A 13,521-nucleotide genomic window follows, 5' to 3' on the forward strand; every position below is an offset into this window, starting at 1 on the left:
TCAAACCATCATCTCCTCATACATCCTCTCTGCATAGGTGATCTATAGTTCAGGATATGTTCCATTTTCCATGGACATGCGTATAATCCTCCCCCTTGCTTCTGTGTATGAATAATTGGATTTAGAAGAAACTATGCCAAGAAGGTTAAGAGGAGGATGCGTTTTGGAAGAACAACGTTTATTTGATAGTTATGAAAAAAATGTATCGTATCTCAAAGATCGGCTTGGCGTGGAAGAAAGTTTTGATATGGTTCATCTCGATCTTGTCTACGCTGGTAGGGGTATGTCCTTATTCCTTGTAGACGGTTTTGTAAAAGATGATATTCTTCACTACTTAATGAAGCTCCTCTCAAGATTGGACCCGGATCAACTGGACCCGGATCCACTTGAGAAGTTACTAAAAACCCATCTTCCTTATGTGGAATTAGAGAAGAAAAAAGATTTGAATGCAGCAGCGGATTGGGTGCTGGCCGGCCCAACAGCGTTAGTCGTCGAAGGCGTCGATGAAATCATTATGATTGATGCGCGTACTTATCCTGTCCGTGGACTGCAAGAGCCAGATCTTGAAAGAGTTGTAAGAGGATCGAGAGATGGGTTCGTTGAGACCATTATATTCAACACGGCTTTGACTAGAAGAAGGATCAGAGACCGTTCTTTAAGAATGGAATATTTGCAAGTCGGCCGGAGGTCATTAACGGATGTGTGTATTTGCTATGTTAAAGACATTGCAGACTCCGACCGGGTCGAAGAATTGAAGAAAGTTTTACAGGATATTGATACGGATGCGCTCCCAATGGCAGAAAAGACCATTGATGAATATATCAGCGGTCGTTATTGGAACCCCTATCCAGTTATCCGGTACACAGAACGTCCTGATACGGCAGCTGCCCACCTTTATGAAGGGCATATTCTTGTCATAATTGATGGGTCACCGAGTGTCATGATTACTCCATCAACCTTTTGGCATCATCTACAACATGCAGAAGAATACCGTCAAAAACCGTTAGTCGGTGCATATTTACGTGCTGTGCGATTTTTTGGTTTCTTTGCATCGATCTTTATTCTGCCTCTGTATTTTCTTTTTTCGAAGAGGCCGGATTTGCTTCCTGAAGCTCTAGCATTCATTGGACCTACGGACACCGGCACCTTGCCGCTCATCGTCCAGTTTTTGATCGCCGAAATAGGTATAGACATGCTGCGGATGGCAGCGATCCATACTCCATCTACGCTTGGGACCGCTCTCGGTTTAGTAGCTGCCATATTAATTGGCCAAGTGGCTGTAGAGGTTGGCATGTTTTCGAGTGAAGTGGTTTTGTATTTAGCCCTTGCTGCTATTGGTACGTTTGCTACACCTAGTTACGAATTAGGGCTGGCCGATCGAATAACAAGACTTGTGCTGCTTCTCGTTACGGGCTTATTCGGATTGAAAGGATATGTACTGGGAGTGACCCTCTGGCTCCTTTATATTTCCAGCATGAAGTCTTTCAAAACACCGTACATGTGGCCATTTCTACCTTTTTCATGGAAACCGTTAAGAGATGTTTTACTTCGTTCGCCGATTCCTTTAAAAAACCGGAGACCGGCATTTCTACACCCGGATGACCCTGATCGTTGATCGATCGGGGTTTTTGCGTTTTCAAGTCTTAAAGGTATTGGTATAATGAATGGTGGTGATGCAGAATGAAAACTATTTATGATATTCAGCAATATTTGAAAAAATTTGGAACGATCATTTACATAGGTAACAGGTTGGCCGATTTAGAAATGATGGAAGATGAAGTAAGGGAGTTGTACAAAGCCCAATGCATGCCTTCAGAAGACTATCAAATGGCTATCCTGCTTTTAAGGAGTGAAATCGCTAAACAAAAGGATCGTCAAATAAGGGAGGAAAGATGATGAGTCATTATTATATCGGTGCAGATATCGGTGGCACCACAGTAAAATTGGCTATTATTGAGGAAACGGGAACAATCAAAAGAAAATGGGAGATCCCAACTAATACAGCTAATCAGGGAGAAACCATCCCTTCTGATATTGCCGATTCCATCAAAGAAACTTTGAAAGAAGTGGCGATTGACACGTCGATGGTTGTAGGGATTGGTGCAGGCGCTCCGGGGTTTGTTGATACGACTACAGGTTATATTCATGAAGCTGTGAACATCGGGTGGAAAGATTTTGACTTCGGTAACCTTCTCAAAGAATTGACGGGAATGACTGTGTTGGTAGATAACGATGCTAATTTAGCTGCTTTAGGTGAGAATTGGCTTGGTGCCGGAGAAGGGTGCACAGAACTGATTGCGGTTACCCTCGGTACGGGTGTAGGTGGTGGCATTATTGCCAACGGCCAGATTCTTAATGGGGCCAATGGTACAGCAGCCGAACTTGGCCATGTCACAGTGGTACCTAATGGAGGAGCTCCTTGTAACTGTGGAAAAACCGGGTGTCTTGAGACCGTTTCTTCAGCTACAGGTATTGTTAGAAAAGCAAAAGAAGCAGCAGAAAAACACCCAGAATCTAAATTAAATGAGTTTATAAATGATTCGACGTTGACATCTAAGGATGTATTTGATGCATCCAAGGATGGCGATGAAGCAGCAAATGGTGTGATTGCGGAGATTACAGATGTCCTTGGAATGGCGATTGCTAACATGGCTATTGCTATTAACCCTGAAAAAATCGTGATTGGTGGCGGAGTCTCCAAAGCAGGAGATTTGCTGCTGGAGCCGCTTGAAAAAGCGTATAGGAAATATGCTTTACCAAGAACAGCAGAAGCATCGAGTTTTGGAATAGCTGAATTAGGGAACGACGCGGGTGTCATTGGAGGAGCTTTCTTAGTTAAAAAGAATAAATAAAAAGTTGGAGCCTCAAGGCTCCAACTTTTTTATGTTTTATTCGTATAAAATTTGTAAATAAATTTTAATCGTTAGGACTTCTTTTTATTATGTTTTTGTCTTATGATAAGAAAAGCTCCACCCTATTATTTTGAAAATGATGGAAAATGTGAATTTCATGAAACTTTATTGGGACCATTTACGTCATATATGAAGAAAGAGTTTAATATGGATTATAAGTGGAAATTGTTAAAGAAGATAAGGAACCTGGTTAATTTTTGTTAAAATGGACCAGTATCGTACTAGAGGAGGAACCATGATGCAATGGAGAATGAAGAACATGCCATTATTTATCATTGCGACATTGTTATTTGGTCTGAAGACATATGTCGTGTATAGATTCATGTTCGATTTATCGATTGAGAATCCAATGCAAGAATTCATACTTTTATTTAATCCGATTGCCAGTGCCTATTTGATTTTTGCAATTAGTGTATGGATGAAACCAAAAAATCAAATGAAATATTTACGCTGGACAACGTTGATCGGTTCATTGGTCTTATTCTTAAACTTGATTTTCTACAGGAACTTTACAGACTTTATTACCATCCCCGTGCTTTTTCAGGGGAACAATGCTGCAGATCTCACAGGAAGTTTTTTGACACTGCTTCACATCGAAGACATTTTCATCTTCGCTGATGTAGCACTTGTATGGTATTTGAGCCGCAAAAAATTTGACCTTACTGTAAAACTACCCAAACGCGGGAAAATTGCAGCCACAGCTGTTACATTTTTGCTTCTGGCTGGGAATGTGGTGCTTGCAGAGATTGAGCGCCCAATGCTTTTCGTACGGGCCTTTGACCGCGAATACTTGGTGAAGAATATTGGGATATACAACTACCATCTTTATGATGCAAGCATGCAGACGAAAACAAAAGCTCAGCGTGTATTTGCAGACGGCAGTGAAATCAGTGAAATAGAAACGTATTTGAAAGAAACATCTCCTGATCAATCAAACAAAGATTCGGAGTTGTATGGGATTGCAGAAGATAAAAACGTTATTTTTGTGAGTGTGGAGTCGTTCCAGAACTTTCTGCTCGACTCAGAAGTTAATGGTACAGAAACGACGCCATTCCTTAATGATTTGAAAAAAAGTAAGGACACCATAACTTTTGAAAACTTCTACCATCAAACAGCACAAGGGAAGACCTCCGATTCGGAGTTTATTGTTGAAAATTCCCTTTACCCATTAGGAAGAGGTTCTGTGTACTTTACACATGCAGGAAATGAGTACAATGCTCTCCCGGAAATATTGAATGAAGAAGGTTATGAAACATCTGTCTTCCATGCCAATAACGCAAGTTTTTGGAACAGGGACGTCATGTATGACAATGTAGGATATAATCAGTTTTATGATGAGAAATCGTTCGAAGTGACCCCTGAAAATTCTTTTGGTTGGGGACTGGAAGACAAAGCGTTTTTCGAACAATCCATTAAATATTTGCAATCACAGGAAAAACCATTCTATAGTAAATTTATTACTTTGACTCACCATTTTCCATTTGAACTTCCTGAAGAAAAAGCAAATATCGATAAATACGATTCCAATTCAAAAACATTGAATTCTTATTTTCAAACCGCACGCTACACAGATGAAGCATTGGAACAGTTTTTTCAGCAGTTGAAAGACGCGGGTATTTATGATGATTCCATTATTGTTCTGATGGGTGATCATTATGGGATTAGTGATTTTCACAATAAAGCCATGGGGCAATTCATGGGAGAAGAAGTGGACCCTTATGTGCAAACACAACTTCAACGAGTGCCATTTATGATCCACATTCCAGGTTACGAAGATGGGGGAGTTCAGGATAAGGTTGTCGGACAGATTGATGTCAAACCTACATTACTCCACCTCCTTGGTATTGAAGAGAATGGAGATTTGACCTTCGGTGACAACATGTTTTCCGAAAAGAATAAAGACTTCGTTGCTTTAAGAGATGGCAGCTTCATTACAGAAGATTATTTATATTCCAATGAAACGTGCTATGATCGCTCTTCAGGAGAACCTCTTCCTGAAGAAAATGCACAAGCATGCCAACCCATTAAAGAAAAAGTAAGCAAAGAAATGAATTATTCGGATAATATCATTTATGGTGACCTGTTTAGGTTTTACGATTTCGAACAATCCGATAAATAGGTGAAAGCCGCTGGGACTTAGTCTTAGCGGCTTTATTTTTGCTGGTGTAAGAAATGAACTTCGATAAAAAATGGGAGGCTCAAGCGGCAACTGGAGCGAATCCAGAGTGATTTCCGGCCTGCAATTTAGAAAGCTTTATAAAAAACTGATAAGCTTTGTAAATGAGGACAAAGGATATTAGGGTATCGATGCGATGGAGTGAAGGGTCGAAACTCTTTCTTCTACAGGGATTTATGTAAGAGCGAGAATAGGCAGCCATAATAGAAGCAAACGCAGCTTTTCGTTTGCTGTTCACATAAATTCGTACATATAAGGGTAATGATATTTACAAACAATGTTTTATGGAGAGAGGGAATGGTATGTTTCGTTTTGAGCATGTGTACCAAGGGGTGCTTCAAGATATTAATTTTACAATGGAAAAGCAGGATAAAGTCATCCTCTTTGGACCGTCAGGGGCTGGGAAGAGTACTTTACTATTCTTATTAAACCGTCTGAATGATCCGGAGCAGGGGAACATTTATTTTAACGGGGAACCGATTGAACAACATTCCATCACTGACTTGAGAAAACAAGTGGGACTTGTTCTCCAGGCGCCTAATCTATTTCCGGGAACCGTATTGGATAACATTAAATATGGACCTTCCTTGTTTGGTGAGTGGGAAGAACAACAAGGGAAAAAATTATTGGATTACGTACAACTCCCCTCCGATTATTTGGAACGTGACGTAGATCAACTCTCAGGTGGGGAGAAGCAACGTGTCTCTCTAGCAAGGACATTGGCCAATTCACCCGAAGTTTTGTTACTCGATGAGCCGACCAGTGCCTTGGATTATCGCACGGCAGAAGAAATTGAAGAGGTACTAGAGGGTTTAATGGAAGAACATAAGCTCACTATGCTCATGGTTACCCATAATTTGAATCAAGCACGGAGGCTGGGGAACCGGGGTTTGTTTATTAGTGATGGACAGATCGTAGAAGACGGAAAAATACCAGATATGTTTGATGATCCGAAATCAGAAGAACTTGCGAAGTTTTTAGAGCAGTAGGGAGGAAGAAGGTTTGGAACCAGAAATATCGAATCAGTCGCTATTCTTTTTAATTATATTTGTCATCGTTCCTTTAGCATTGTCTTATTATTACCAGCTGGGTGTGAGCAAAAATGTTATTTGGTCTACGGTTAGAGGAACGGTCCAGTTGTTTGCCATCGGTTACATATTAACATTCCTTTTTGATCTACCCGCTCGTTACGGGATCCCATTTATGTTGACAGTCATGATCATCATTGCAACTTTTCATGCCAGGCAAAAAGGGAAGGACTTGCCTTATGTAGGTTTTATACTTTTTGGGGGGACTTTTGGCCATTGAAGTAGGGGTGTTGAGTTTGTGGCTCTTATTTGACATGATCCAGTTCAAACCTTCTGAAGTTATCCCCATGAGTGGAATGGTCATTGGTAACAGTATGACCGCAATGGGGCTTGCTCTTGAACGAATGAAAAATGAGTTTAAAGAAAACAACGGCCGGTTGCTCGCTTCCTTATCCTTAGGAGCGGAACCTAAACAGGCGTCACATCTGATTGTTCAAAATACGTTGCATGCATCCTTAATACCTAACGTCGATCGACTAAAAACGATCGGTCTTGTCCAGCTTCCGGGAATGATGACTGGTTTGATTCTTGGTGGTGTTTCACCTGTCATGGCCATCAAGTATCAGTTAGTCATCTCTCTTAGTATTTTTTCTTCTGTATCATTGAGTGCCATGTTCATTACATTATGTATGTACAGGTACTTCTTCAACAAAAATAAACAGCTATTGCAAACGGATGAGGAGATTAGAAGTTCTCGTTCCTGATATGATCAGCAAGAAAAGCAAGCAGACCTGATAGGCCTGCTTGCTTTCATTGTTTAACCGAATAAGTTGTACCAGATGGTCATGACTGAGAACCATCCGAAAATCAATGCTGATGCACCTGCAAAAAGAACGGCAAAGAAGTTTTTTGTTTTAAGTTCACGGAAGATTGCCCAAACACATAAGATTGTTACGAGTAAAAGAAGAATAGCTGTTACCAAATTCAGCACCCCCCTAAGTCTCTTTTCATTATTATCATCCAGAAAGGATAGATGTTATACTATATGTAGTTATTGGTACTTATCTATTTTATAGTATAAACAAAAAATTGTCGAGTTATCTACATCTTTTTTACACATTGTACGATCAAGCCGATAATTTTATAAGGAAATAAATGAGGTGTGAAGAATGAAGAAAATTACTAGGTTACCGCTTGGTCCTATAGCAACGAATGCTTATATTATCCATGAAAACAATAAAGCGTTGGTCATTGATCCAGGTGGGGATTTTGAAAAGTTACAGAACTATTTACAGGAAAGAAAACTTGAGGTTATTGCTGTCCTACTCACCCATGCACACTTCGATCATATTGGAGCTGTTGATGCAGTAAGGGATGCTTATGGAGCTCCGGTTTACATACATGAAAGTGAAGCAGAATGGCTGGGGGACCCAGAAAAGAACGGATCCGCATTATTCGGGTTAGGTGAAATTACTGCTAGGCCAGCGGATTACTACTTTGAAACAGGTCAAATGCAAATAGGAGATTTCCCATTTGAAGTCCGTCATACCCCGGGACATTCACCAGGAAGTGTTTCCTTTGTTTTTAGGAACCAGCGACTTACCATTGCTGGAGATACTTTATTCCAAAGAGGCATCGGACGTACAGATTTGCCGGGAGGAAGTCGCGAAGTTCTTGAGAAAAGCATTAGGGAACAATTATTCCCATTACGTAATGATATGCGAATCTTTCCTGGCCACGGTCAGCCGACAACAGTAGGCGAAGAGCGGGAAGAAAATCCTTTCCTTAATTAAAATGAAGACTAAAAAAGAACCTGTCACCCTTTAAAAGGATGACAGGTTCTTTTTTTAGTGTCCACCAAATCCTGGTACTAAGATAAAGGAACAATAATACGTGAATCCAATCATAAAGACTGTCAAGTATGAGAAGAATATGTACACATACATACGTTCTGACAGCTTAAGGTAACCAATAGTAAGGAAAAAAGCCGTTTGAACTAGTGATAATAAGGAAGCTTCCATCATATCGCCTGTATAGAACATGACAGCGAAGATACCTGTCCAAAAGGCCAGTACTCGAAACATTCGATCCATGCTTTTTCCCCCTCCTTTTCTATCGTTAAACTATCATTCATATTATAAACGACCCGGATACAATTGTAAATAAAACGTATTCATCTTTCATTCTTCAGTATTTGTATTCCCACTTGTCCTTATTCTTTAACCCGCCAAGTTGTGAAAATAATTTGTCTAATAGAAAAAAGGAGTTTAAAATATTGTACAAAGGTTATACAATCAATATACAATATAGCTATACAAAAAAGCGAGGAGCGTTAAACATGGAAAAGTTAAAATTCTACACATACCCAAGTTGTACATCCTGTCGGCGCACGAAATCATGGTTAAAGAGTCAAGGGGTGGATTTTAACGAACAGCACCTGTTTCGTGAGACTCCTACCGCTGATGAATTAAGAAGGATCCTATCACTGACCACCCATGGGATTGATGAAATTTTAGCGAAAAGAAGCAAAGAATTTAAAACACTTGAACTTGATGTTGAGGACCTAACCTTGAATGAATTTCTAGAGTTGGTTATTGAGAAGCCTAAGCTTTTGAGACGTCCGATCCTGACAAATGGCGATAAATTAGTTATTGGGTATGATTTAGATGGGCTTCGTGGGATTACAGATAAACGGATGGAATATAAGCAAAATATCTCATAAAAGCATCGTCCCTCAGTGAGGGGCGATTTTTTTATGGGATTTGAAAAGTTCTAACCTGGGATTGATTGTTGTTTACGACTATATTCCAAAGGCAATCCCAATGACTTTCTTCACGTTTGCAGTCAACTACACTTTCACCATCAGGAGTATGAAAGGCAGAAGAGTATTGCATTTGCTCTATGGGAAGTGTTTCTAATTTTACATTTAATCTCATTCGTGAAGTGTCGAGGATGTGTTGTTTTCTAACCGAAGATTGATGACTTTTGACAAGGAGAAGATGATTATTATATTGGTTGATGGTTGATAAAGTGACAATGAGAAGTAAAAAGCAAAGAATGAGCACCCAAGGGAAAACAATTCCTTGAGCATTATGGAAGATGGACTTTTCTGGTGTAAGTTTGGTCATGAATTTTCACCTCCATACGAATTGAAGGAGATTCATGTTCAAAAGAAATAGTATCTACATTTTGAATGAGGGTTTCATGTCCAGATCCGTCGACGGTTCTCCTGAAAATTTTTCCATAATGCTCCATTACAATGTGACGATTCTGCTTATCAATCAATGAGATAGAATGATCGGAAACGTTATAGGAACGGCACTGGTTGATTTCCCATTGTATGACTGCACCGAGCTGATCAATTGATAACTCAGAGTAATAGTCAAATCCTTTCAGTAAAGAAAATAATGGAACCGAAATCGTTAATAGGATCATGGTCACCATTAGGCTGATCAATACTTCTGCTAATGTGAATGCTTTTTCACTTGACCTATTCCCTTTTCTCATACAAGCAGAACTCCTTGTTTTCATTTCTCAGGTTTTCCCATAATATGCACCCTACGACCCATTCTTCCTCGGTCTGAATGGTCAGAGTAATTTCAGTAGGTAAGGAATGTTGTGATGTATAAGGGAGTGGACCACTCCTCATCCTGTGTTCAAAAAATTCGTCATGAAGCAGCGTGATGGCTTCTCTTTCTATTTGAAGGTCCTTCTGCGCGCTCCTTATTTCAGTGAGCAAAGGAATTGTGAATAGTGCGATGACCATTAGAAGGGTAAAAGCACTCATGGTCTCCAGTACCGTGAAACCCTCAGATCTCTTCAATGCGTAACCTGCTCGAACCGAAAGGAAAAACGATTTTGTAAGTTTTATTTGGTGCATACAGGTACATCGTTCCTGCTCTTTGAATGATTCCCTTCTGATTGAACCGCACCGTTGGCTGAAGAGTAGTCAAAAGCATGACCCATTTTTCAGGGAGTTTTCGAGTGAATATGGTTTTTCTTTCTTTCGTGTCATATAAAACATAGCCTCCCGCTTCTTCGTCGAAATTCAGTGTATAGTAAACATGTTCGTTCATGGAAAGGTGTTGAGTAAGGAGAAGATCTTCCTTTAATTGTTGAAGGATAAGGTTTGCTTCAAGTTCTTGGAAGGTACGGTATTGCAAAGGAATGAAACAGGAGAGAAGTATGGACCAGCACAATAAAACGATGACCATTTCTGTAAAAGTGTAGCCGTTACGTTCCTTCTGTTGACACTTTTTCACTTACATCTCCCTCTGAGCTTATAACCAATTCTTTACCATTTGGACATTTAGCCTGAGATATATAATTTTCATCCACCAATATTTGAATAGAAGCGGGGGGAGTACCTGTTTCTATAAAGTATGCTTGTACTTGAGCCTCTACGGTTTTTTTGAGTGCTTCACACCCTTTTGTCTTTACGGAGTCAGTGTTTTTGGCCATGTTAGGGATTGTGATGATGAGCAATACAGATATAACTAGCAGAACAATGAGCATCTCAATTAATGTAAATCCTTTTTCGTTTTTTACCATGAGTGGTCCTCCTTGTTTAAATTTGGTTCATCCACTGGTACAGGGGCAGCATGATGGATGCGTAAATCAAGATGATAACGATGGCGATGATGATAAAGAAAGCAGGCTGTATGATGTGGAGCCATGTGGAAATCCTTTGGCTTAGGTATTCCATTAAGAATTCGGCAAGAAGTTCAAGTTCATCCTTTAAAGCTTCGATGTCGTTGGTATGATGAAAAATATTGGTGAGTTCCGGCCTGAATAACGGACAGCTGTAAATCGCCTGAGCAAAAGTTTTGCCGTTGGACAGTTCTTGCAACAATTCATTGCAATAATGAGAGAGCAATTCATAATTTTTATTCCCGTTGATCATTTCTATTGCATCCTTTAGTGGAAGGCCTGCCTGGAGTAAAGAGTGGAGGTGGGTTGTAAATAGAAAGGAGACGGAGTAGGAATGGTATAGCTTTAAGAGAGAGACTTTTTCATATAACGACAGCTTTTTTTTTAATGACATCCGCGGTAAGATAATTATAATGGTCAAAATGAGAAAAGCAGTCAGAAGGATGAGGATGCCCGTTCCATTCATGACATGCATAATGATGACCATCAGCCGAAAAGTTCCATCTTTCTCACCTTCAAATAGATGTAAAAAATTCGGGATCACTGTTCTTTGTAAGATTGTGCAAGCAATAATAAGGAAAACAAATAAAAATACGGGGTACCGGATAACTTTTACGAATTTCTCTTTGTAATCCTTTTTCAATTGCAACATGTCCTTACACTGCATAAAACTTCTGGACAAGTTATGGTGAACCTGACTGAAGTAAAGGAAGTTGGTAACGGAAAGGGAGAAGCGGGCTTTCTTAAAAGCTTCATGGATGGGATCGCCAGCGCTAAGGTGTCGTGTCAAGGTATCACAAGTGGATTTCAGTTTTGTATCCCAGCTAGTCATTTGCAAAGCGTCGAGAAGGGGATAGCCTTTGTCTAGAATATGACTGCACCTTTTGAAAAACAGGATCTGTTGACTGACAGGCAAAGGCGGGTCACGAAAACGAGTCCACTTCGGTTTTTGCAACGAAACCAAGTGCATAGGCTTTCCTCCTTAAGTGTCTGAACGATTGAAAGTTCTGATGGTGTTTGGCCTGCCCTTCAATCGCTTTTTTTAATTGAGGTCCTTCCAATAGTTCAAGAATTGCCGCTCTTTTAGGTAAATGCTTGGCTCCTTCAAGAGATACGAGTTGTTGAGAGGCGATGGCAATCATGGTTTGGTCGATATCCGTTTGTTTGATACTCATTTCTCTAAGCCGATGTATGGTGCCGTGTGCATCTCGGGCATGGATGGTGCTAATGACTAGGTGTCCGCTTAAAGCAGCGCGAAATGCGAACTGTGCGGTTGACTTGTCACGAATTTCTCCGACCATTAAGAGGTCTGGATCATGTCTTAAGGCTGCTTTTAACCCCGTATCATAAGTCACTCCTGCACGCTCGTTCACTTGTACTTGAATGATGTTGTTTAAATTCTTTTCAATTGGGTCTTCAAGGGTGATGGCCTGAAAAGAGCTTGTGGAGGTAAGGGATTGGAGCAAAGCATATAAGGTGGTGGTTTTCCCGCTTCCCGTCGGTCCTGTGAAGAGGATCATGCCACTGCGGTTATTCATCCAACGCTGGATTTTTTTTAGTTGGTAAGGAAAGAGGAAAAGTTGCTCAAGCGGGGTATGATCCATCGGTCTTAGAATTCGGATGGCCAAACTTTCGGTGCCAGTTATGGGAAGCGTTGATAGACGTAAGTCGAATGTGTTCTGATTGGAGCGGTGTTGAATCGTACCGTTCTGAGGACGTTTGTGTTCTCCTATATCCATTCCTGAAGTGAACTTGAAGTAGGAAAGTAGTTTCTTGTACAAAGGGAGTGGAGCTGTCGAGTGGAAAATCCTTTTGCCATGAATGCGGAAATGAATGGAGGCTGTTTCTTCAAAAGGGGAAAAGTGGATGTCTGTAGCGGTTTGCTGGATAGCAGAAACGATTAGCTCGTGGGCATATTGAGCGATGGATTTCAATCATTTACCACCTCTTTCGTATTATTTGGCCTTTTATAATATTCGACATAAAGAGCGTCATTCCTGCAACGATTTTTTAAAGGGGGAATATTGAGTGATATTTTTAACAGGGTTCATGGGAAGTGGCAAATCTACAATAGCAAAAATGGTAAGTGAAAAAATGAAATATCCATACATAGAAATGGATGAGGCCATAGAAGAAGCGGAAGGAATGAAGATCCGGGATATGTTTGCTTTAAAAGGAGAGAATTACTTCCGAAATAAGGAAACAGAATTCTTGAGCAACTTAAAGGAAGAAGTTGTCGTATCTACAGGGGGAGGAGTCATCCTCCGGGAAGAAAATCGAACGCTCATGCAAGAGGGGACCGTTGTGTACTTAAAAGCAGAATGGGAAACGATTGTGGAGAGGTTGACAGGTGATACTGACCGCCCATTATGGAAAGGAGATGACTCCGAAAAGAAAAAACGGTTTGATGAACGTCTGAATTTATATGAACAAGCGGCAGATGTTGTTATTAACGTGGATCAGAAAACCCCTGAAGAAATCACCGAAGAAGTGGTGGCACGTCTAAAATAGCAGGGTTTGGAGCATACTAAAGGTAACAATGGAAAAAAAGAGGGGTTCTCATGAATCAGAATGATTATGTAAAGTTTTTGACAGAAGAAGTTGTCAAGTATATGCACATGTCTAAGGATGAGAAGCAGCAACGAAAAGAATCCAAGCCCTCCAAAAAATCTTCCTTTTACTGGTTCGGATTGCTTCCTTTAGCTTTGAAAATGTTCAAAAGGAAACGAATCAACAATCATTGAAAAAGTAAGAA

The 13,521-nt window shown here is 40.3% G+C and carries 19 protein-coding genes; 11 read left to right on the top strand and 8 right to left on the bottom strand.

The annotated features are described in order from the left end of the window. The first annotated feature begins 133 nt into the window (after positions 1-133). From LC065_RS11760 to LC065_RS11790, 7 genes are all read left to right on the top strand, one after another. Positions 134-1,615: a spore germination protein gene (locus LC065_RS11760; RefSeq protein ID WP_226590930.1), complete on the top strand. Its 1,482-nt coding sequence runs from the start codon at positions 134-136 to the stop codon at positions 1,613-1,615. 65 nt (positions 1,616-1,680) lie between these two features. Beyond that, on the top strand, positions 1,681-1,896 hold the full coding sequence (locus LC065_RS11765) for a YqgQ family protein (protein WP_226590928.1): 216 nt from the start codon (positions 1,681-1,683) through the stop codon (positions 1,894-1,896). Then, positions 1,893-2,852, top strand: a complete 960-nt coding sequence (locus LC065_RS11770; protein ID WP_226590925.1) for an ROK family glucokinase — start codon at positions 1,893-1,895, stop codon at positions 2,850-2,852. The genes LC065_RS11765 and LC065_RS11770 overlap by 4 nt, the downstream gene beginning before the upstream one ends. Before the next feature lie 298 nt (positions 2,853-3,150). Further along, positions 3,151-5,031, top strand: coding sequence for an LTA synthase family protein (locus LC065_RS11775; protein WP_306163429.1), 1,881 nt, complete (start codon positions 3,151-3,153; stop codon positions 5,029-5,031). A gap of 359 nt (positions 5,032-5,390) precedes the next feature. Continuing rightward, positions 5,391-6,077: an ABC transporter ATP-binding protein gene (locus tag LC065_RS11780; protein WP_226590917.1), complete on the top strand. Its 687-nt coding sequence runs from the start codon at positions 5,391-5,393 to the stop codon at positions 6,075-6,077. Positions 6,078-6,090: 13 nt separating this feature from the next. After that, entirely contained in the window at positions 6,091-6,396 is a 306-nt protein-coding gene (locus LC065_RS11785; protein WP_306163430.1) for an ABC transporter permease, read from the top strand. Then, positions 6,386-6,880 carry an ABC transporter permease gene (locus LC065_RS11790; protein WP_306163431.1) on the top strand — a complete coding sequence of 165 codons (495 nt, stop codon included), beginning with the start codon at positions 6,386-6,388 and terminating at the stop codon, positions 6,878-6,880. Before LC065_RS11785 ends, LC065_RS11790 begins: the two co-directional genes overlap by 11 nt. Before the next feature lie 53 nt (positions 6,881-6,933). On the opposite strand, the gene LC065_RS11795 is transcribed toward LC065_RS11790, so the two are convergent. Continuing rightward, entirely contained in the window at positions 6,934-7,098 is a 165-nt protein-coding gene (locus LC065_RS11795; RefSeq protein WP_089651730.1) for a DUF2759 domain-containing protein, read from the bottom strand. Positions 7,099-7,285: 187 nt separating this feature from the next. Here LC065_RS11795 and LC065_RS11800 point away from each other — a divergent pair, with 187 nt between their 5' ends. Continuing rightward, positions 7,286-7,909 (top strand): MBL fold metallo-hydrolase, encoded by a 624-nt coding sequence (locus tag LC065_RS11800; protein ID WP_226590915.1) that lies wholly within the window; start codon positions 7,286-7,288, stop codon positions 7,907-7,909. A gap of 54 nt (positions 7,910-7,963) precedes the next feature. On the opposite strand, the gene LC065_RS11805 is transcribed toward LC065_RS11800, so the two are convergent. After that, positions 7,964-8,209 (bottom strand): DUF2626 domain-containing protein, encoded by a 246-nt coding sequence (locus tag LC065_RS11805; protein WP_146812856.1) that lies wholly within the window; start codon positions 8,207-8,209, stop codon positions 7,964-7,966. A 245-nt stretch (positions 8,210-8,454) separates the two neighbouring features. Here LC065_RS11805 and LC065_RS11810 point away from each other — a divergent pair, with 245 nt between their 5' ends. Further along, the gene (locus LC065_RS11810; protein ID WP_226590913.1) at positions 8,455-8,838 is read left to right on the top strand and encodes a Spx/MgsR family RNA polymerase-binding regulatory protein; all 384 of its coding nucleotides are present in this window, start codon (positions 8,455-8,457) and stop codon (positions 8,836-8,838) included. A 31-nt stretch (positions 8,839-8,869) separates the two neighbouring features. Here the strand turns inward: LC065_RS11810 and LC065_RS11815 are convergent, their stop codons facing one another. The 6 genes from LC065_RS11815 to comGA form a co-directional block, all read right to left on the bottom strand. After that, on the bottom strand, positions 8,870-9,244 hold the full coding sequence (locus LC065_RS11815; protein WP_226590911.1) for a hypothetical protein: 375 nt from the start codon (positions 9,242-9,244) through the stop codon (positions 8,870-8,872). After that, on the bottom strand, positions 9,207-9,623 hold the full coding sequence (locus LC065_RS11820; RefSeq protein ID WP_226590909.1) for a competence type IV pilus minor pilin ComGF: 417 nt from the start codon (positions 9,621-9,623) through the stop codon (positions 9,207-9,209). Before LC065_RS11820 ends, LC065_RS11815 begins: the two co-directional genes overlap by 38 nt. A 302-nt stretch (positions 9,624-9,925) precedes the next feature. Further along, positions 9,926-10,378: a competence type IV pilus minor pilin ComGD gene (gene comGD / locus LC065_RS11825; protein WP_226590906.1), complete on the bottom strand. Its 453-nt coding sequence runs from the start codon at positions 10,376-10,378 to the stop codon at positions 9,926-9,928. Then, positions 10,350-10,667: a competence type IV pilus major pilin ComGC gene (comGC, locus tag LC065_RS11830; protein ID WP_226590903.1), complete on the bottom strand. Its 318-nt coding sequence runs from the start codon at positions 10,665-10,667 to the stop codon at positions 10,350-10,352. The genes comGD and comGC overlap by 29 nt, the downstream gene beginning before the upstream one ends. A 16-nt stretch (positions 10,668-10,683) precedes the next feature. After that, on the bottom strand, positions 10,684-11,736 hold the full coding sequence (locus tag LC065_RS11835) for a type II secretion system F family protein (RefSeq protein WP_226590900.1): 1,053 nt from the start codon (positions 11,734-11,736) through the stop codon (positions 10,684-10,686). Further along, positions 11,690-12,700: a competence type IV pilus ATPase ComGA gene (gene comGA / locus LC065_RS11840; protein ID WP_226590897.1), complete on the bottom strand. Its 1,011-nt coding sequence runs from the start codon at positions 12,698-12,700 to the stop codon at positions 11,690-11,692. The genes LC065_RS11835 and comGA overlap by 47 nt, the downstream gene beginning before the upstream one ends. 94 nt (positions 12,701-12,794) lie before the next feature. Here comGA and LC065_RS11845 point away from each other — a divergent pair, with 94 nt between their 5' ends. Beyond that, positions 12,795-13,277 (top strand): shikimate kinase, encoded by a 483-nt coding sequence (locus tag LC065_RS11845; RefSeq protein ID WP_226590895.1) that lies wholly within the window; start codon positions 12,795-12,797, stop codon positions 13,275-13,277. A 50-nt stretch (positions 13,278-13,327) separates the two neighbouring features. Further along, positions 13,328-13,510: a YqzE family protein gene (locus tag LC065_RS11850; RefSeq protein WP_226590892.1), complete on the top strand. Its 183-nt coding sequence runs from the start codon at positions 13,328-13,330 to the stop codon at positions 13,508-13,510. Positions 13,511-13,521 lie beyond the last annotated feature (11 nt).

It is taken from the genome of Halobacillus litoralis (genome assembly GCF_020524085.2).
Lineage (GTDB): Bacteria > Bacillota > Bacilli > Bacillales > Halobacillaceae > Halobacillus > Halobacillus litoralis_E.

Excerpts from the sequence above, each read along its gene's own strand:
- LC065_RS11770 (WP_226590925.1), top strand. The coding sequence starts at position 1,893 with ATGATGAGTCATTATTATATCGGTGCAGATATCGGTGGCACCACAGTA.
- LC065_RS11805 (WP_146812856.1), bottom strand. The coding sequence starts at position 8,209 with ATGGATCGAATGTTTCGAGTACTGGCCTTTTGGACAGGTATCTTCGCT.
- LC065_RS11800 (WP_226590915.1), top strand. The coding sequence starts at position 7,286 with ATGAAGAAAATTACTAGGTTACCGCTTGGTCCTATAGCAACGAATGCT.
- LC065_RS11835 (WP_226590900.1), bottom strand. The coding sequence starts at position 11,736 with ATGCACTTGGTTTCGTTGCAAAAACCGAAGTGGACTCGTTTTCGTGAC.
- LC065_RS11760 (WP_226590930.1), top strand. The coding sequence starts at position 134 with ATGCCAAGAAGGTTAAGAGGAGGATGCGTTTTGGAAGAACAACGTTTA.
- LC065_RS11810 (WP_226590913.1), top strand. The coding sequence starts at position 8,455 with ATGGAAAAGTTAAAATTCTACACATACCCAAGTTGTACATCCTGTCGG.
- LC065_RS11815 (WP_226590911.1), bottom strand. The coding sequence starts at position 9,244 with ATGACCAAACTTACACCAGAAAAGTCCATCTTCCATAATGCTCAAGGA.
- LC065_RS11820 (WP_226590909.1), bottom strand. The coding sequence starts at position 9,623 with ATGAGAAAAGGGAATAGGTCAAGTGAAAAAGCATTCACATTAGCAGAA.
- comGC (WP_226590903.1), bottom strand. The coding sequence starts at position 10,667 with ATGGTAAAAAACGAAAAAGGATTTACATTAATTGAGATGCTCATTGTT.
- LC065_RS11775 (WP_306163429.1), top strand. The coding sequence starts at position 3,151 with ATGCAATGGAGAATGAAGAACATGCCATTATTTATCATTGCGACATTG.
- LC065_RS11850 (WP_226590892.1), top strand. The coding sequence starts at position 13,328 with ATGAATCAGAATGATTATGTAAAGTTTTTGACAGAAGAAGTTGTCAAG.
- LC065_RS11765 (WP_226590928.1), top strand. The coding sequence starts at position 1,681 with ATGAAAACTATTTATGATATTCAGCAATATTTGAAAAAATTTGGAACG.
- LC065_RS11780 (WP_226590917.1), top strand. The coding sequence starts at position 5,391 with ATGTTTCGTTTTGAGCATGTGTACCAAGGGGTGCTTCAAGATATTAAT.